Raw genomic sequence first — 19,206 nt, forward strand, 5'->3', positions numbered from 1 at the left:
ACAAGCTCTTTGGTACATTTGATCTATGCGGTTGTTTCTTCTTCTGTTTATTGTGGTATTAGGTGCGCATCGTTCTGTTGAATGGAAACGTTATACTATTACAGGTACTGCGCAGGGCACGACTTATTCTATTAGTTATTATGCAGAAGACAGTGCGGTTACAAAATCAGTGATTGACAGTGTGCTTATGAGTCTCGATAGTTCACTTTCTCTATACAAACCCTATTCACGCATCAATCAATTCAATAATTCTGCAAAAGGCATAACCATTGACAACCATTTACGGGAAGTTGTAAAAAAATCAATTGCTACTTACAAAGCCACAAACGGGTTGTTTGATATCACCGTGCAGCCATTGGTGAACGCATGGGGCTTTGGTGTTACAAAAACAAACACTGTTCCTGATGCAACCGCCATTAAAAATATACTCTCTTGTGTAAATACAAAATTGTTGCGGTTGAAAGGAAACAGGTTGATTAAAGCAAAGCCTTGTGTAAAAATTGATCTCAACGGAATTGCACAAGGCTATTCTGTAGATGTATTGGCGGGATTGCTGGAAAAGTATGGCATAAAAAATTACATTGTTGAGTTAGGTGGTGAAATCAGCATGAAAGGACGGAAACAACCTTCCGGTGAAAAAATGAAGATCGGGATCGAATCACCCAATGAAGATGCGTTTGAAAATCATCCGCTGCAAAAGATCATTGAACTGGATGGAGGTGCCATCACCACATCGGGCAGCTACCGTAAGTATTATGAAAGTAAAGGTGAAAAGATCACCCATCTTATCAATCCAAAAACAGGTTATCCGCATAAGAATGAATTGATCAGTGTAACTGTTTATGCAAAAGATGCAATAACAGCCGATGCCTATGATAATGCACTTATGCTGATGGGTTTAAAACAAGCGTTAGTATTCGTTGAGCGCCGAAAAGACCTTGCTGCTTATTTTGTTTATAAGAATGCCAATGGAAACATCGCAGACACGGCAAGTTCTGCATTTTTAAAACTCATGAATCCGTAACTTAGCCTACTCATGCAACGTAGAAATTTTATCCGTCAATCGGGATTGCTTACAGCCGGTTTTTTATTGCATCAGCAATTGCTGGGTGCAACTACATTAACTGCAGATAAAATTATTTCCATTGGTATTATTGGTTGTGGCGATAGAGGTGTTGGTCTTGGTTATGTGTTGAATAATATGCCTGCACAGTTTAAATTAAAAGCAGTTTGTGATGTGTTGGCTTTTCGTCTGGAGCAGGCAAAAAAGCTTGATAAGCAAAATAATCTCCGTTACGAAAATGATTACCGAAAACTACTCGATGACAAAACCATTGATGCAGTGATCATTGCTACACCACTGCATAATCATTATGAAATTGCAGCAGCGGCCATCAAAGCAGGTAAGCAGGTATATCTTGAAAAAACAATGACGTATAATGCGGAGCAGGCACTTGCATTAGTGAAGTTGACGAAGCAATATCCAAAACAGGTGTTACAGGTTGGTCATCAATATCGTTATACACCGCTTTATTTTAAAGTGAAAGAGATGATCGATAAAGGGTATCTCGGTAAAGTAACACAGATCGATTGCAGATGGGATCGTAACTGGAATTGGAGAAGACCTGTGCCTGCAGGGTATACTGACAGGCAGGTGAACTGGCGCATGTACAAAGAATATTCCGGGGGATTGCCTGCAGAGTTATTATCGCACCAGGTAGATTTTATTAACTGGGCTTTTAATACACATCCAGATGAAGTGCTTGGAACAGGTGGTATTGATTATTATAAAGACGGAAGAGAAACCTTCGATAATGTGCAAACTATTTTGCGTTACAATAAAGACGGCATGATCGGCAACTTTGGTGCTACTTGTGGCAATGAGAAAGATGGTTATCTATTTAAACTGAAAGGCACAAAAGGAACTATTCAGTTATTGGTAGATGATGGTGTCTTCTTTCCTGAAAAGCAAACCAAGAAAGAATTGGAAACAGTTGATGGAGTTACCGGTGCCACAAAAATTGAATGGACAAAAGAAGGTGGTATTCCTATTTTGAATGAGAAATCAAAAGATGGCAGTTGGTATGCTTTGCAGGAATTTTATAAAACCATCACAGAAAATTCAAAGCCTGTATCAAATGTGATCACCGGTGCAACTACAGCTTTTTGCGTGCACCTGATGAACCAATCGATCTATAAACATTCCATTGAAACGTGGAAACCAGAATTTAATCTCGCATAAACAATCAAAATGAAAAAAGTATTTGTTGTTACATTTTTATTGCTCACAACCACCAGCTTTGCGCAAGGCAATAACTGGCAATCTTTGTTTGATGGCAAGTCGCTCAACGGCTGGAAACAAATGACGGGCTCTGCACCCTATGCAGTTGAGAACGGACAAATTGTTGGCACCACAATACCAGGCTCACCCAATTCTTTTTTAGTAAGTGATCAACGCTTTACCGGCGATTTTGTATTGGAACTGGAAGCGATGATGACTGATACAACCACTAACTCAGGTGTTCAGTTCAAAAGTAATTTTGATCCCAAGGCCATGAATGGGAAAGGTCGTGTGTACGGTTATCAATACGATTTTGATCCATCATCACGCAAGTGGAGTGGTGGAATTTATGATGAAGGAAGAAGAGAGTGGTTGTATGCTGTTTCCAATAATCCCCAAGGGCAGATCTTTTTTTCACCGAATGTATATCACAAAGTAAGGATCGAATGTATTGGTAATACAACCAAAACGTGGTTGGATGGTGTACCTGTTTCTTACCTTGTTGATACATTAACGGAGAACGAAGGAATCATCGGGCTGCAGGTGCATTCTATCGGCAAACCTGAACTTGCCGGCATTAAAATGTTTTGGAAAAACATCCGCATACAAACAAAGAATATCAAAGCAATGCCTTTCCCGAAAGGTTTGTATGTTTCAAATTTAGTTCCAAATAAACTCACTCCTTACGAGGAACAGAGCGGTTGGAAATTATTGTTTGATGGCGTAAGTACAAAAGGTTGGAAAGGGGCAGGCAAAACCACATTCCCTGCAAAAGGATGGGAAGTAAAAGAGGGCATTTTGAAAGTAGTAGCTTCCAATGGTGGAGAATCAACCAATGGTGGTGATATTGTTACAACAGAACAGTACAGTGCGTTCGATCTTTCTTTCGAATTTAAACTCACACCCGGCGCAAACAGCGGGTTGAAATATTTTGTTACCCTCAGTGAACAAACGCAGGGCTCTGCCATTGGATTAGAGTATCAGTTGCTGGATGACACACTGCATCCTGATGCAAAAGCGGGGCGTGATGGAAACCGCACACTGGCTTCGTTATATGATCTAATCAAAGCTCAAAAGACAACACGTTTTATTCGTCAGCCGGGTAAATGGAACACCGCACGAATTATTGTTTATCCCAATAATCATGTAGAACATTATCTCAATGGTGTGAAAGTGTTGGAATACGATCGGGGTTCACAAGCTTTTCGTGATCTTGTTGCCATCAGTAAATACAAAGTATGGAAAGATTTTGGTGAAGCACCGAAAGGACATATTCTGTTGCAGGATCATGGCAATGAAGTTTGGTTTAAGAGCATTAAGATAAGAGAGTTGAAATGATGAGTGATGAATGATGAGTAACTCGTCCTTTGAATCATATCATAAAAGAAGAAGCCAACTGATTACAGTTGGCTTCTTCTTTTATCGATAAGGGCCAGGCCTTTTGTTGGTATCTGGCAATCGTTAATTTGATTTCATCAGTAGTTCGTAATAAGCAAGATCAAGCTCAATTAGTGCTTGATCTTGCTTTGTTAATCTAAAACTTGGCTTAAAAAGGGAATTAGGCTTAATTAACAGATCATAGTTTAACTTTCCCAAACTTGTAGTTTGTATTGCGTCCGAGCAACTTGTTGTCATAACAATATATTCTTGATTTAGAATTTCTTTTAGTTTCTTAATAACACTGTCTTTGTTATTGTGTCGCTTTGCGAATAAGATAAAAGCGGTAGTTTTTAAAGTCCCATTCTCGCAATTTAGTAAGCTGTCAACTTGTGAGTAAGTAAGAATTTCATTTAAGCTGTCAATTTGAAGATAATGATGTTCGCAAACTCTATAACCTTGGTATTTTTTTCCTGAATTTTTATTTGTAACTATTAAACCTGCAATACCATCTGCTTTTAATCTTTGTAAGATTTGTCCGCCAGTTGAAATTGTATCTGTTAAACAACAATTGGTTTGTCCAAATGTGCCTAGTGAAAAAATCAAAACGATTAAAATCATGAACAGTCGTAACATAGTGATGTTATGATGCAGAAAAATCAGAGTTTACATACTTAATTTTCAAATCTGGTAAGATGATAAACGTGCTGACAGCAAATCTAACGAAACTTATACTTTATAATACTGCTCCCAACCTTTCCGTGGCGGTGGACCAATCAATAATTCATTTGCACGTTTACTGCTGGTAACAATTTTCTTTGTTCTGTCGAACACAATTTTTTCACCGGTCCATTGTGCCAACACTCCTAAACAGAATACCTGGCTTAACGGACCTGCAATTGCAAATGATGATCTTGTTTTTTCTTCGCCTTTACATGCTTTCAAAAAGTTTGCAAAGTGATTCGATGGAGTTGTTGGAACAGTTGGCAACTTCGACGCCATTTCTTTTGCTTTCTCTTCCGGAATAATTGATAATGTACTTGCATGTGATCCACCTTTGAATGTAAGATCCTTGCTGTAAATAATTTTACCGGGATTCAATTTAGCCGGTTGCATTGCACCTGTGCTCGGTGGTGGAATACTTGGATCAAGACCTTGCACACCATAACCAGCCGGTATTGGAGGAAGATTGTCAATGCCATCATACCATTTTATTTCAACCGGCGGCATTGCACCACGTTTTGGAAATTTAAATGAAAGTGTTGTTGACATTGGGTAGAAGAAATTATTATGTCCATCCAATCTCAATGGATCAACTTCATATGGAAGACCAAGATCAAGGAACTCATGTGCGGTGTCAAGAATATGTGCACCCCAATCGCCTAAGGCACCCATACCAAAGTCGAACCAGCAACGCCATTGACCGTTCACAAAATCTTTGTTGAACTGATGACCTTGTGTTTGCATTTGCCAAACATCCCAATCAAGTGTTGATGGAATAGGTTCTGCTGCAGGAAACGAAGTGATCTTTGGATTCCATCCATGCCAACGCCTTGCAGAGTTCATATGTGCAGTAATCGCTGTTACATCTTTAATAATGCCCGCTTCTTTCCATGTTTTGAATTGGAAATAATTTGCTTCTGAATGTCCCTGGTTGCCCATCTGTGTTACAACTTTCGGATATTTCGCAGCGGCCTTCATCATCAACTCTACTTCCTGGAAAGTTCTGGCCATCGGTTTTTCCACATACACATGCTTGCCTAATCCAATCGCCATCATAGTCATTGGGAAGTGAGCAAAATCAGGAGTACCAATTGAAACAGCTTCGATCTGGTTGCCCATTTTATCGAACATCTGGCGGAAGTCTTTAAAGCGTGGCACATTCGGAAACTGTTTTAATATACCCAATGTGTGAGGCGCTTCCATATCCACATCGCAAAGCGCAACGATATTGGCTAACCCCGTATCGTATAAAGCTTTTATAATTTCCGCACCACGGTTGCCAATACCAATACAGGCGAGGTTTACTTTATCTGCACTTCCAAAACCTCTTCCCATTAGTAAACCGGGAGTGGCTGCTGCGGCCGAAGCTAAGAGTGCATCTCTTAAAAATTTTCTTCTTGAATAATTGTTACCAGACATTGTACAATCGATTTGTTTGTATGACAGGAATTGTTGTGTTTAAAGATAGGTAATAATGAAATTGAGAAAAGCGAACGCTCAATCGTTTGCCCATACTATTTTCCGCTTGTGTAAAGGATAAGCCGCCATTGTTTCGTCTTTCTGTAAATTTGCTGCTTCTACGGGAAATCATCTTCGCTGAACTCTGATATGTGACATGTCCCGTGAACACCTTCCCCTGCTGCAAAACGGAAATAAAAGTTGGAACAAGTATGAGTAAAAATGAACGGCTGATCATTGTTTTGCTGGCATCGATCAATTTCACCCACATTCTTGATTTTATGATCATGATGCCCTTGGGAAATTACCTGATGCCTTATTTTAAAATTACGCCACAGCAATTCACCTTTCTGGTGGGGGCTTATACCTTAACGGCAGGCATATCCGGTTTTACAGCAGCGTTTTTTGTAAATCAATTCGACCGGAAGAAAGTATTGCTGTTTGGGTATATTGGATTCCTGATCGGCACGGTTGCCTGCGGTATTGCACCAAAATATGAGTTGTTACTTGCAGCACGCATACTGGCAGGTTTGTTTGGAGGATTAATTGCGGCGCAGGTATTGTCGATAGTAGCAGATATTATTCCTTACGAAAGAAGAGGTGCGGCAATGGGCGCTATCATGAGTGCGTTTGCAGTGGCTTCAACATTCGGTGTTCCATTTTCCCTTTATCTTGCCAATATTATCAGTTGGCATGCACCTTTTCTGTTAGTAGGTATTGTAGGTATTGCCGTTATTCCATTGGTTTGGAAATATATTCCTGCTATGAGTGGGCATATTAAAGAAAGAGATGAAACCAGAAATAAATTTGAAGTGTTGCAGGTAGTAGTACAAAATCCTACGCAGCGGCTTGCATTATTATTTTCTTTTTTAATGATGATGGGGCACTTTTTGATTATTCCATTCATCAATCCCTATATGGAGTTTAATAATGGCTATTCAAAAGCTGTTACGCCAATGATCTATCTGGTTGGTGGTATCTCATCTTTCTTCGCTGCGAATATTTTAGGTAAGTTATCGGATAAGTATGGTAAGCTCACTGTGTTTTCTACATCGGTTCTCAGTTCTCTTATTTTTGTATGGATCATCACAAACCTGCCACCTGTTCATGTTGCAGCGATGCTTTCTCTCTTCGCCATCTGGTTTGTATTGGCAACAGGCAGAGGGGTAGCAGCTCAGGCAATGATCAGCAATGTGGTAAGCCCGCAACATCGGGGAAGCTTTATGAGTTTCAATAGTAGTGTACAGCAATTGGGAACGGCATCTGCTTCTTTTATTTCGGGTGTGGTTGTGTTACAGGGAACCGGAGGAAAGATCTTACGTTATGAATGGCTGGGTTATCTGAGTATTGTGATCTTGCTCATCTGTTACTTCCTGGCGAGAAGATTGTTTCGTAAAATGCAGAATGAGCCGGTATCTCAAACATCAATACCATTGCAGGAAGCATAGATTTTTCATTAATCAGCCAAGGAATTCTGTAATCTTGCAGCTTAATTGGAACAGACCAACTACATGACAGCAACCATTCATAAACTTTCGATTGTAATACCTGCTTATAATGAAGCAAGAACAATTCACCTGATCTTGGATAAGATCAATGCGGTGCAATTGCTCAACAATATTGAAAAGGAAGTGATCATTGTAAATGATTGCAGCAGTGACGATACCAAGGCTGCCATTGAACGTTACATGCAGCAATCAACGTTGCCGATCGTGTTATACAATCATGAGGTGAACAAAGGCAAGGGCGCTGCATTACATACAGGTATTAAGCAAGCTACGGGTGAATTGGTGGTGATACAGGATGCCGATCTTGAATACGATCCACAGGAGTTCAATGTGTTGCTGAAACCGGTACTCGATGGTTTTGCTGATGTGGTGTATGGTTCACGTTTCATGGGTGGCAATGCACACCGTATTTTATTCTTCTGGCACAGCATCGGTAATAAAGTACTTACCACATTATCAAACATGTTTACGAATCTGAACCTAACAGATATGGAGACCTGTTATAAATTATTCCGCCGTGATATCATTCAGAAAATTGATCTGAAAGAAACACGTTTCGGTTTTGAACCCGAGGTAACAGCCAAAATTTCACGCCAGCCGGATATACGTATTTATGAAGTTGGTATTTCTTATTACGGACGTACATATGCCGAAGGAAAGAAGATCAACTGGAAAGATGGTTTCCGTGCTATCTGGTGCATCCTGAAATACAATTTATTTCGATAGTATTTACAGCATCTTCACCACATAATATTTTCCGCACTGCTCTTCTCTTGTATTCTTGTTGAGGAATTTTCCTGTTAATGCCGTTACATGATAATCGAGTCCTTCTTTTTCTATTACATGCAGTTTTCCGCTTTGTTGAATTTCTTTTAGTCCTTCATCGGATGTGTACAGATAGGTTCCTGTTACAGCAGCATCAAGCGAATCGATCGTTCCAATAATATGCTTTGCATAAAAGTGAATGGACTTGCCGCTGCCGGTAAACTTGTAAAAGAAAAATTTATCGGCAGGAATTTTCTGCTCAACAATATATCGTCCCACAACACTGCCCGACTGATATTGCAACAGCTGCGGATAAAACCAGGAGCTGAGAAAAACATTTAATCCAACGATCAATGCAAGCGATATAGCGATGAGTTTTTTGTTTACCTGTTTATTCAACAACAATGCAATTGCTGCAATGAGGCTTATGACAGGAATGATCCATGGCCACACAGATGTTGTTGGAAAGCTGTATAGAAGAATCATTACCGGAGCAATTACTAAAGCCGCACATACTATCCATTGAACAGGTGTTAGAATCGTACGCAGCAAAGGAAGTTTGTTCTCCCAAAATAATTGGTACATCATTTTTGCTGTGATGATGGCGATGAATGGCAACACCACATAGATATAATGCGGTAGTTGATATTTTGAAATACCCAATGAACAATAGCTAAGAATAAAACCACCTGTTGTTAAAAATTCTTCGTTCCTGCCAACAAAAAAACGATTACGTATGATCCGGATGATCTCGTACACAAGTCCTGCAACAAAGAACAAGGTCCATGGTAACATGCCCCACAGTAAATTTTCAAATAAGAAGCTGAAAGGTGCATTATTATTCCAAACATTTTCACCGGTAATACGGCCAAAGCTTTGTGTCCAGTAAAAGAATTTTAAACCCGATACATTCTTAAATCCATTCACGGTTTTTTCCGGATGCAGATCGAATTGCTGGTACAAGCCAATACTCATTGGTATCAACATAATTACTATTACTACTATGCCCAATAAATAGATCGGTTGTAAAATTTGTTTCCACTCTCGTTTCAATATAAAATGACTGCCGAATGCAAAGATTGGAACGAACAGTGCGATCGGTCCTTTAGTGACCATACCGGCACCAATAGCAGCGGCACCTAAAATAAAATGCAGTAGTTTTCTTGATTTGTACCATTCTGCCAGTTGCCACATGGCAATAATTACCCAGCTCATTAAAATGGTATCAGTACGTATATCGCTGGTGATCAGGAAAATTGCCTGACAGGTTGCTAACACGGCAGCAGATAATAAAGCAATTGTTCTGTCGTAAAATAGTTTTGCAAAACGAAATGTTGCAAACACGGCAAAGATGGCAAAGAGAATAGATGGGAATTTATAACCAAGATTATTCTCACCAAATATTTTCATTGATATGGCAGATACCCAAAAGAGAAACGGTGGTTTATCTAAATAGTCTTTACCATGCTCATACACCTGCAGGTAACTGCCACTCTCTTTCATTTCACGGCTCATGGCTGCGTATTGCGATGCATCTACATCCATTGTGTCAACAGCAATGCCAATAAAATAAACGGCACAGATCAGTGCAAAAAGAACGGCTATGTTTGTTTTATTCATGTACAACAATTACCTGGTGAAAGCACGAAACTACATTCGTTTTTTTGATGATGATATAACTTATGCAACTTCTCTTCCTGTACTTGCCCGCCACAACATAAACCATTCTTCACGTTCAAGTTTTAAAGTGCTTGCCGCTACTGCTGCATGTATACGTTCAATTCTGGACGTACCCAGTACCGGAAGAATGCCGGAAGGGTGCGTCATTAACCAACTCAGTATGATCATATCAGCACTTGTTACATATTTTTCAGCAAGAATATTGGCCACAGCAATGATGCGTTTGTTCCGTTCATCATCATCGTCTGTAATAAATAAATTGCCACCCCCCATAGGGCTCCATGCCATCGGGATAATGTTGTGTTGCTGGCATTGATCCAATGTGCCATCACCAAATGGTTCCAGATGAAGCAACGAACATTCCACTTGATTCACTGCAACAGGGAAACGACTTCTGAGCAGATCAACCTGCCACTTTCTGAAATTCGAAACACCGAACTCCAATACTTTCCCTTGCTGCTTTAATTGTTCAAACGCTTTCGCTACTTCATCTGCATGAAACAAAGGATCAGGGCGATGAATAAGCAAACAGTCAATATAATCAGTGGCTAAATTCTTAAGTGAAGTTTCAACCGATGCAATGATGTGTTCAAACGATGTATCGTACGATTTTATTTTATGATGAGGCCTGTTGGCTGAAACCATCTGTATTCCGCATTTTGTGATCAACTGCATTTGTTGGCGAAGCGATGGTTGTTGCTGCAGAACTTTTCCAAACTCTTCTTCAGTAGTATAATCGCCATAAATATCTGCATGGTCAAATGAAGTAACGCCGGCTGCCAGGCAATCGTTGATCATTTGTGCATAGGCCGCAGTGTCAAACCTTGCGCCCCATGCTCCCCATTTCATTGTACCCGCAATAATTCTTGAATACATTATTTCAGTTTTGAATTTTCAATGATCATTTCTGCAAGTCGTCCGTCACGCTTGTAAATATCGTTACGGAAGTTGAGCCGTCCTTCCCGATCAACCCACGAAGTGAAGTAAGCAATAAATACAGGGATGGGCTTTGCTATTTTCACATACAGTTCTTTTTCTGCATTCATGGCTGAATCAATTCGTGCTTCTGTCCATTCGGGTTGATGACGTAACACATACATCGCTAAACGTTTTGGATCTTCTACACGAATACAACCATGACTGAATGCACGTTTATCCTGACTGAATAATGATTTTGATGGAGTGTCGTGCAAATAAATGCTGTGGCTGTTAGGAAATAAAAATTTCACTTTCCCCAATGCATTCCATGGCCCCGGTATTTGACGGATATTATTTCCATTCCATTCCATGTGGTTGCGTGCAAGATAATTGCTGTTACGACGGAGGGCCGGTAGTATTTCTTTATTTTTTATACTGGTTGGCACATTCCAGTAAGGGCTAAATACTACGTTATTCATCATGCCATTAAAGATGGCTGTTTTATTCAACACAGTACCAACCACCACATTCATGCTCCATTCAAGCGAATCGTTTTCAAATGCATGGAATTTGTATTCAGGAATGTTTACAACAATATAATCGGTGTTTAAAGCAACTGGTAACCACCGGCAGCGTTCCATATTCACAATGATCTGTTCTACACGTTTGGACAATGGATAGTTTAGTTCGTTGATCATCCCGGGGCCAACAATACCATCATCTTTGATTCCATACCGTTGTTGAAAACGTTTTACAGCCATCTCAAGTTCTGCATCAAATAAATGCGATTGATTGTTCGATGCAAGATCGCCCAATAAAAAAAGATGCTCCCGTATCTCTGGTACAACTTTACTGCTATCGCCAAGTCTGTATGTTTTCTTATCGGGCTTGATCGTTTTCCATTTGCCGCTTTCTTCAATTGAACGATATTGTTTCAAAAACGATTTCAACAAACCATATTGCCGGAACACGGGTTCGTTTTTCATAAATGATGATGAAGGCGCTTCCAGCAATGAGTCGAGGAACGCATCATACGCTAGTTTTTTTCGTGGCAGTTCCCAATTGCTTTCCTTCATTCCTTTTATTCCAAGTCCTGTCCAGATTTTCTTCGCATAAAAAAAATACTGAGCGGTAAGCATTAATTCAACCGTTGGGTTCGCTTTGTCAGTGAGATTTTCGGTTGAATCGTTATCCATCATCTTGTGAAATTCATCTTCGTACAACAACTGAACGGGTACTCCTTCGTCGGAGATGTTTTCAATTCTGTTATAGAGATTACTTGCTTGTTCGATCAAGCCTTTCTGATCAAACCAGGCATATGTAAATTTCCGGTTTCTGTAAAATACCTGCAGCTCCTTTTCAAACGCTTTTAGTTGTGGGTATTGTTGAAAGAAGGTAGGGATAGCAGTACTGTCAAACTTTAGTTTTGTTTGGTTGCTGAAATTACCAGGCAGGGTAATATCATTTGCAGGTTTCGGGATAGAATCAACTGCAACCTCTTTTTCTTTGCCGTTCGTTGAACGACAAGCGGAGAAGTTGATCGAAAGAAGAACGAGTAAAGTGCAGGCAGCTGACAGTATTCTGTTGGGCATAGTCATGTTTAACAGGATGAAAATAAAAAAGTCCTGCTTAAAAAAGCAGGACTTTGTATTTAGTTCAAAAGAAATTAAGCTTCAGCTACCACTTCCAGTTCAATTTCAGCATCAGTACCATTTGCAAAATCAATTTTTGCTTTGTATGTACCAAGCTCTTTCACTTCGTCTACGATGTGGATCTTCCGACGGTCAATTTCATAACCTTTTTGCTCACGAATAGCACGGGCAACCATTACAGTAGTAATGCTTCCGAAGATCTTTCCGCTTGTTCCTGTTTTTGCAGTCAGCTTTACAGGAGCTTCAGTAAGTTTTGCAATTACTGATTTAATTTCAGCCAACATTGCATCTTCTTTCTTCTTCTGTACTTTCATGCGCTCAGCTAATTGCTTCACGTTTGAAGGTGAAGCTTCAACAGCAAATTTTTGAGGAATCAAAAAGTTACGGGCGTAACCGTTCTTTACTTTCACCACTTCGTTTTTACCACCAAGTGTGTTTACATCCTGAATTAAAATAACGTCCATTTTGTTTGTTTTTAGTTTCCGAAACCCAGTTGTTCAACTGTCTTCCCGAAAGGCCGGGAGTTAGGGAAAGGTTACTAATTTTCTTATTTCAATAAATCAGTTACGTAAGGCATCAATGCCATTTGGCGGGCCTTTTTCACTGCATCTGATAATTTACGCTGATACTTGAGTGAAGTACCTGTTAAACGGCGGGGAAGGATCTTACCCTGATCGTTTACAAATTTTTTCAGGAACTCAACATCTTTGTAGTCAATGTAACGGATACCGTACTTTTTGAAACGGCAATACTTCTTCCTGGGCTTATCAGTTTTGATCGCTGTCAGGTATTTAATTTCATTCTTTGCCATAACTTAAGCCTCCGCTTTTTGATTACCAGTAGGAATGCCTTTTTTCTTCCGGTCGTTGTACTCAACGGCATATTTGTCGAGTGCAGTGTACATGTGACGGAGCACTTGCTCATCACGGTGAAGTTGAATATTCAGCTTTGCGTTAAAATCTGACGCAGCTTTGTACTCAATTACCCAGTAAATACCGGTTGTTTTTTTCTCGATTGGATAAGCGAGAGATTTTAAACCCCATGGATTGCTGTGCACCACTTCGCCGCCATTAGCAGCAAGTAAATCGGTGTAGCGTTTTTGTGCTGCCTTAAACTCTTCGTCAGACAGAACAGGGGTAAAAATCACCATCATTTCGTAATTGTTCATTACAGTTTGTGATTTAAAAATTAATAATTGGGTTTGCCCATCGGATCCCAGTCTTTCGATCGGGAAATCTGCCAATACAGATTTGGGGCTGCAAAGGTAGGGGAATAGGGCTGAAAATGGCGCAGTCAAAGTGATTATTTTTCAGCGAAAATCAATACTGGCAAAGATCTGCGGATCTTTTGATCGATGATTAATCCTCAGCCATTTAACAAAAAAACGCCCCCGAGCGATCGGGGGCGTTTGCATTTATTCGGAAGAATGCCTTATAATTTCAGGAGCTTGATCACTTTTCGTTCGCTTCCCTGCGTGATTTCAGCGAAATAAACACCTGCTCTGAAACCTTCTCCAACGATGAGTTTCTGGCTGGGGTTGATATTAGTCCGCTGTTCAAGGATGCGACCCTGAATATCCATGATCCGCAAGTTTGCCTTTTCGGTCGGGTTCAGTCCACTGATCAAAAGTGTAAACTCAACCGGTGAAGGGTTGGGCAATACCTGAACCGAAAACTTACTGATGGCCGCTTCGCCAGCTCTTGCATTGGCTGCAGGAGAAGTGATGCTGCAACCGCCGAGCATATCGCCATGTGCCATATGATCCGGCACATCTGTTTGGCTAATGCTGATACCATTGCCTTTGTGGCAAATGGTTACTTTATCCAATTTCTTACCACTTCTGATATCAAGTACATCAACTGTTTTATCTGCAGTAGCCTTGCAACCGTTGGCATCAGTTACTGTAACTGAGTAGTTGGTTGCTGTAACCGGACTTACTGTTGTTGTAGCTGCCAGTGAACCACTCGTCCAACTGTAAGTGTAAGCAGGTGTGCCGCCGCCTGCAGCAGCCGTTAACGTGATGGATGAAGCCGGTGCATATCCAATGTAAACGGTGTTGGCCAATGTTCCTGTTGGCAATGCATACGCATCAGCAATGGTAACTGTTGGATTGGCATTGATCACAACTGTTGTGCTGCAGGTTGCAGCGTTACCCCATGAGTCGGTTGCTGTCCATACAATCAAACTTGTGCCGATGTTGAATGTGCCGCTGGCATCATTGCTTGAACCGCTGCGTTCCGTTGCACCCTTGATGCTGTAAGCATATGCGATCGCATCGCCACAATCATCCGTTGCAGCAAAAACAGGGATTGTATAACTGTTGCTCGTAACAGCGCAGAAGCTAACTGTTGCTGTGCAAGTTGTAACTACAGGTGCAGTTGTGTTATTGAATCTGAAACGACTGAAAACAGGATAGTGGTCAGAAGTTGTAGAACCATAGTTTGAAACAAGTGATGTAACATCAGTAAGGATGTTTGCGCTTCCGGGAAGATAATCTCCGTTCAATTCATTTGAAACGGTTACATGATCAATTACATCGTTATAACTTACGGTTGATTTCTTACCAGCCAAACTCAATGCCAATGTAACCGGTGTGAAATTAGCCGCATCGTTAGTAAAGATGGAGTAGGATGTTACAGGTGGGTTAATACCTGCTGTAATGGTTACATCCAGATCATCATTATAATCACCAAGTATGATGATATTGTCATTTGCATAATTCTGCTGTAAGGTATAATGCAATGTATCTGCACCACGCTTTCTCCTGTTATATGATTCTAATGTAGGAGATGTATTTGCTTTACCGTGTACCAATACAAAACGTACTTGTTTGGTAACGCAATTTAACGTTACATCAGCAGTGAGCATGTAAGGGAAACGTCCGCTTGCCCAATAGTTGTAAGCAGGATTGCTTAGATCAGCAGCAGAATTGATGCCTTGTGAAAGCAATGCTGTTGTGCTTACATTACTCAACACATCTGTTTTATAAATGAAGGCCATCTTTTGAGCTGTTGCTAACGCTGATGCAGGATTTACACTCGTGTTCGAGTGCGATCCGTAGTTGCTGATCGTATAAGCGTAGCCCGGCATTTGTGCCACAACTGCTGCTAAACGTTCTTCACTTACAATTTCAGTGAGAGCATATACGTCGGCATTCAGATTTTCGAAAATGGTTTTTACATTCTGTTCCTGTTGCGGATCATTGGTCGGTCCGTTGCCTGTGCTGCCGAACCATTCGATGTTCCAGTTCACTACTTCGAGTGTAGTAACAGGATCAATGCTTGTTCCACCAAGACTAACAATTTCAGAAATTGCACCTGTTGTAATTGTTATGTTGCCGGTAAAATCCCGGTTGTTTTGTGTCGGCGAAAAACGAACGTGGACTGTTTTTGAAACATTATTTGCTTCTGCAATGGTATAGTTGATAGAAGAACTGAAACTAATTCCGTCTTTCGATAAGCTGAACGCACCTGTTGAAGTTAGTGTAAGATCATTCGTTAAATCGTTGCCGATAAAGTTGAATGTTTTAGTTGCCGTTGTTCCGCTTGCTGCAAATGCAAACTGAACATCAGTTGTACTTACCGTTAAACTTGGTGGTGGTGGTACAGGTGAATTACCGAGGCTGATATCATCCACTGTCCAACGTGCACCTTCATCTTCATCTGAATAATAAACAAATGCAAAATGCACATTTGATTGTTTATAAGCAGTCAAATTTATATTCTCCGATAAGGTCCAAGTGTCAGATGTGGCGCCAGGGAACTTGCCATTGAGGTCTATCCATGTTGCCGATGATGGGTCTCCGCTTACATAGTCTGTAGAAACTTTTAATTTCAAAGGCTGACCGTTGAATCTAACCCTGCTCCAGAATGAAAGTAATGGATAGGTTGTGGTAGTTAAATCAAATGATGGTGAAATCAACCAATCAACATTTGGTACATTAGTGCCACCTGCAAACCCGTTGATCTGAACACCATTCGGTGCACTACCTAATGGAAGGTCTGCAGCATTTCGTCCAAATTCAGTACAAGCCCAAACTTGTGCACCAACGGAACTGAAGAAGCTAAAGCCATCGGTTAATCCAGTTGTACAAGTGTTGAAGTTGTAAAGATTACCAACGATACCAAGTGGCTGGCTTCTTGTTGTAAAGCTCCATGTACTGTTGCTGGAGAAGCCGGCAAAATTATTTCCTGAAGGATCTTTTATTGCAGCATTGCTTACTTCAAAATAATAGGATGTTGAAAATGCAAGTCCTTGGATTAAAAACGAAGCTGTATTTCCTGCAACTGTTACATCAGCACTCGATACATCAAATGTTTTTACGATGCTGCCATCAGAAGTTTTTTTGAATGTGATTGTGCCTGTTCCTTTTTCTACATTTTCATTAAAAGCAATAACTGCTATAAAAGAAGTGGAAACATTTGCAGAACTATTAGAAGGAGTAAATGCAGTTACTACAGGAGCGGTAACATCAGTTACCGAATTTTTCGGAGTTGGAAGTCCGGATGTGAAATCTGTATTGTTATTATCGGAGTCGAACCCAATTGGTGTTCGTTGAATAGAATTCACTGCAGATGGAGCCGGTGCTGAAGCTGTTCCTTCAAAACCTCCACCTGTAACTGAGCCATAGGCAACTTTATCAATAATTGATACGCTTGTTGGATTTTGCCCGACTAACGCAACAGTATTATTTACCAACGCAACTTTACCGGCTCCGGCTGCCATTGCAATAGCGCCTGTAGCATCTGGTGTTGGAAGGTTGGCTATACCGCCTGCACCTGCTGCCTGTTGAATCAGATAATAACCATGCGCAGGAATAATCCCCGAAAGATTTGTGACCTGCCATGCTGCGATGCCGGCAGCTGAATTATATTGCACTGACCAGCCGGAAAGGTTGAAAGGGCTATTACTGTTGTTATATAATTCGATGAAATCGTTTCTGAAATTAGAGCCGCCGTTACCACCGCCACCATACACTTCATTAATTACAATTTCTACTGGTGGAGCAGCTTCATTGTCTGTTACAACAATGTTTTGAGTAGTTGTATTTCCGAGGCTAATTCCTTCGGAAGGATTACTAATGCTGAGAATAGCAGTTTCTTCTCCTTCGAAAAGCAGATCGTCAATTACTGTAAAAGTTACTGAACCTGATGTTTGACCCGCAGGGATGGTAACAATATTGCTACTCAAAGAATAATCGCCCGTATTGATATTTGTTCCGGTTACAGTAAGATCAACTGTTTGATTTATTGTTACTGCTTCGCTTGCTGTGGCAGTAACTGTGATGGCAGTTGTTCCGGCTTCAGTTCCCGTATTAGAGCTTACCGACAGGTTAACTGAAGGCAGCCCTGTTACTTGTATTGCAGTTCCATTGATCGTTACATTGTCAATGCTAAACGTGCCTCCTGATGCTTCAGCATTCCACCCGTAGAATCGAAATGTTACAGCTGAAGTAATTGCATCAAAAGATGATCCCAACGTAATAGTACTGCCTTCTTCAGCAGCTGTTGTAGGATCAACAACCTGGAAAACATTTGTTGCAACTACTGAAAGATCTGAATTAGCGGGGAATATACTTGCGGGAAGATTTGTTGTGTAATCAAAACTTGATCTTACTGCATATTGCCTTATTCCGGTTCCTGATCGTTGCAGCGTAAACTTGATTGAATTTAAATCAAGTGTAGTGCCAGGTGTTGGAGTTACAGTTACTTCGTAATACTGGTTTGTGTTGATTGATCCGGTAAATACATCTGAAGCGGTTACTGCACCTAACGGTTGGCCGGTAAAACTGAAGCGGGCCGATGCGTTTGGATTAAGTGTTGTTTGACCAACTGCGGTAAAGGAGCTAAAAATTACACCTGCCGCTGATGGAACTGGTGTGGGGTCTGTTGTTCCCGTTGTTGCCGTTACGTTTGCAAAATTGTAAATGGCCGAAAAGCTTTGGCTCCATATGCTTAATGGAAGCAACAACATGGCGAACATGACAAAACATGAAAATTGTACTGATTTTCTCATTGCTTTAGTTTACGATTCTTAAAAAATGTGGAAGAAGACAGGAAAAGGATCGGATTATTCGGTAGGATAATAGAAGATTAAATGTAGGCTGATTCTATGTTCCAACAATTAAAATAGAGATGAAATATTTATTAACAATCCCGGGTTGAAGGATAATAAATTTGTTAGTTCTTTTTTGTAAGAATGATTCCTTCGAGGAATTTATATTTTTTTACTCTGTACAAGACATCGTATCCCGCTGCAAAGAAAACATCCTCGTGCCGGGGGCTTGCATACAAAACGTACAACTCACGTGGATATGCTTTTAGTGAGGCTTCAATTTTCTGAACAACTGCCTTCAGCAATATTTCATCGAACGGGTTGAACAGAAAAATGGTTTGGACATCTTTACCTATTTCCAAAGAACTGATGTCGGCCCATGTTAATTGATATTGCAGAGATGGGTGTATATTTTTTGTGACAACAAGATTTTTTTCTGCTGCATCGATCATTTCTTTTGCAAAGTCAATTCCAATTACTTTTTGAAAGCCATAGGATGCAGCAACGCACATCGCCCTTCCTTTACCACATCCAATATCAAGCAGCGATCGTTGTGTTGCTTGTTTCGGAAGATGAGTGAACAGATGTTCAATTGTAAAATAATTGACCGGCATATATTCCGTAGCATGAGTGAGTTGATTGCCGGTGATTTTAAAACGGGAGAGATCGCTGAATGAAGTAGTATTGATCCGGTATTTTTTTTCACCTCTCCATTCCTGTCGAAGCGTGAATAGTGCAATTTGCAATCCCCAGTTGGTTGCGATGTACAAAAAATATTTTATGTGTTGAA

The 19,206-nt window shown here is 40.5% G+C and carries 15 protein-coding genes; 5 read left to right on the plus strand and 10 right to left on the minus strand.

The genetic code is table 11. The features are described 5' to 3' along the window. Positions 1-25: 25 nt before the first annotated feature. Genes WG989_RS09425 through WG989_RS09435 form a run of 3 tightly spaced genes read left to right on the plus strand, consistent with a single transcriptional unit; the run spans position 26 to position 3,619 of the window. Positions 26-1,024 carry an FAD:protein FMN transferase gene (locus WG989_RS09425; protein ID WP_340428961.1) on the plus strand — a complete coding sequence of 333 codons (999 nt, stop codon included), beginning with the start codon at positions 26-28 and terminating at the stop codon, positions 1,022-1,024. A 12-nt stretch (positions 1,025-1,036) separates the two neighbouring features. Then, on the plus strand, positions 1,037-2,242 hold the full coding sequence (locus tag WG989_RS09430; protein WP_340428962.1) for a Gfo/Idh/MocA family protein: 1,206 nt from the start codon (positions 1,037-1,039) through the stop codon (positions 2,240-2,242). 9 nt (positions 2,243-2,251) lie between these two features. Next, on the plus strand, positions 2,252-3,619 hold the full coding sequence (locus WG989_RS09435) for a 3-keto-disaccharide hydrolase (RefSeq protein WP_340428963.1): 1,368 nt from the start codon (positions 2,252-2,254) through the stop codon (positions 3,617-3,619). Between the two features lie 123 nt (positions 3,620-3,742). Here the strand turns inward: WG989_RS09435 and WG989_RS09440 are convergent, their stop codons facing one another. Together WG989_RS09440 and WG989_RS09445 are read right to left on the minus strand one after the other, a co-directional pair. Continuing rightward, positions 3,743-4,294: a hypothetical protein gene (locus tag WG989_RS09440; RefSeq protein ID WP_340428964.1), complete on the minus strand. Its 552-nt coding sequence runs from the start codon at positions 4,292-4,294 to the stop codon at positions 3,743-3,745. Between the two features lie 93 nt (positions 4,295-4,387). Next, positions 4,388-5,800, minus strand: a complete 1,413-nt coding sequence (locus tag WG989_RS09445) for a Gfo/Idh/MocA family protein (protein ID WP_340428965.1) — start codon at positions 5,798-5,800, stop codon at positions 4,388-4,390. Between the two features lie 251 nt (positions 5,801-6,051). Here WG989_RS09445 and WG989_RS09450 point away from each other — a divergent pair, with 251 nt between their 5' ends. Together WG989_RS09450 and WG989_RS09455 are read left to right on the plus strand one after the other, a co-directional pair. Further along, complete coding sequence (locus WG989_RS09450; RefSeq protein WP_340428966.1) at positions 6,052-7,287, plus strand: MFS transporter; 1,236 nt, start codon at positions 6,052-6,054, stop codon at positions 7,285-7,287. Between the two features lie 63 nt (positions 7,288-7,350). Beyond that, the gene (locus WG989_RS09455; RefSeq protein ID WP_340428967.1) at positions 7,351-8,073 is read left to right on the plus strand and encodes a glycosyltransferase family 2 protein; all 723 of its coding nucleotides are present in this window, start codon (positions 7,351-7,353) and stop codon (positions 8,071-8,073) included. A gap of 3 nt (positions 8,074-8,076) precedes the next feature. On the opposite strand, the gene WG989_RS09460 is transcribed toward WG989_RS09455, so the two are convergent. The 8 genes from WG989_RS09460 to WG989_RS09495 all read right to left on the minus strand — a co-directional run bounded on the left by WG989_RS09460 (position 8,077) and on the right by WG989_RS09495 (position 19,186). Continuing rightward, on the minus strand, positions 8,077-9,732 hold the full coding sequence (locus WG989_RS09460; RefSeq protein WP_340428968.1) for a glycosyltransferase family 39 protein: 1,656 nt from the start codon (positions 9,730-9,732) through the stop codon (positions 8,077-8,079). Between the two features lie 60 nt (positions 9,733-9,792). Further along, positions 9,793-10,668: an aldo/keto reductase gene (locus WG989_RS09465; RefSeq protein WP_340428969.1), complete on the minus strand. Its 876-nt coding sequence runs from the start codon at positions 10,666-10,668 to the stop codon at positions 9,793-9,795. Continuing rightward, the gene (locus WG989_RS09470; RefSeq protein ID WP_340428970.1) at positions 10,668-12,302 is read right to left on the minus strand and encodes a L,D-transpeptidase family protein; all 1,635 of its coding nucleotides are present in this window, start codon (positions 12,300-12,302) and stop codon (positions 10,668-10,670) included. The genes WG989_RS09465 and WG989_RS09470 overlap by 1 nt, the downstream gene beginning before the upstream one ends. Before the next feature lie 74 nt (positions 12,303-12,376). Beyond that, positions 12,377-12,826, minus strand: a complete 450-nt coding sequence (gene rplI / locus WG989_RS09475; RefSeq protein ID WP_340428971.1) for a 50S ribosomal protein L9 — start codon at positions 12,824-12,826, stop codon at positions 12,377-12,379. 83 nt (positions 12,827-12,909) lie between these two features. Continuing rightward, positions 12,910-13,173 (minus strand): 30S ribosomal protein S18, encoded by a 264-nt coding sequence (gene rpsR / locus WG989_RS09480; RefSeq protein WP_340428972.1) that lies wholly within the window; start codon positions 13,171-13,173, stop codon positions 12,910-12,912. A 3-nt stretch (positions 13,174-13,176) separates the two neighbouring features. Beyond that, the gene (gene rpsF / locus WG989_RS09485; RefSeq protein ID WP_340428975.1) at positions 13,177-13,530 is read right to left on the minus strand and encodes a 30S ribosomal protein S6; all 354 of its coding nucleotides are present in this window, start codon (positions 13,528-13,530) and stop codon (positions 13,177-13,179) included. A gap of 263 nt (positions 13,531-13,793) precedes the next feature. Continuing rightward, a complete protein-coding gene (locus WG989_RS09490; protein ID WP_340428979.1) occupies positions 13,794-18,377 on the minus strand; it encodes a T9SS-dependent choice-of-anchor J family protein in 4,584 nt (1,527 codons plus the stop codon). Between the two features lie 164 nt (positions 18,378-18,541). Continuing rightward, positions 18,542-19,186, minus strand: coding sequence for a class I SAM-dependent methyltransferase (locus tag WG989_RS09495; protein WP_340428981.1), 645 nt, complete (start codon positions 19,184-19,186; stop codon positions 18,542-18,544). Positions 19,187-19,206 lie beyond the last annotated feature (20 nt).

This window comes from Lacibacter sp. H407 (genome assembly GCF_037892605.1).
In the GTDB taxonomy this organism is placed as follows: Bacteria; Bacteroidota; Bacteroidia; order Chitinophagales; family Chitinophagaceae; genus Lacibacter.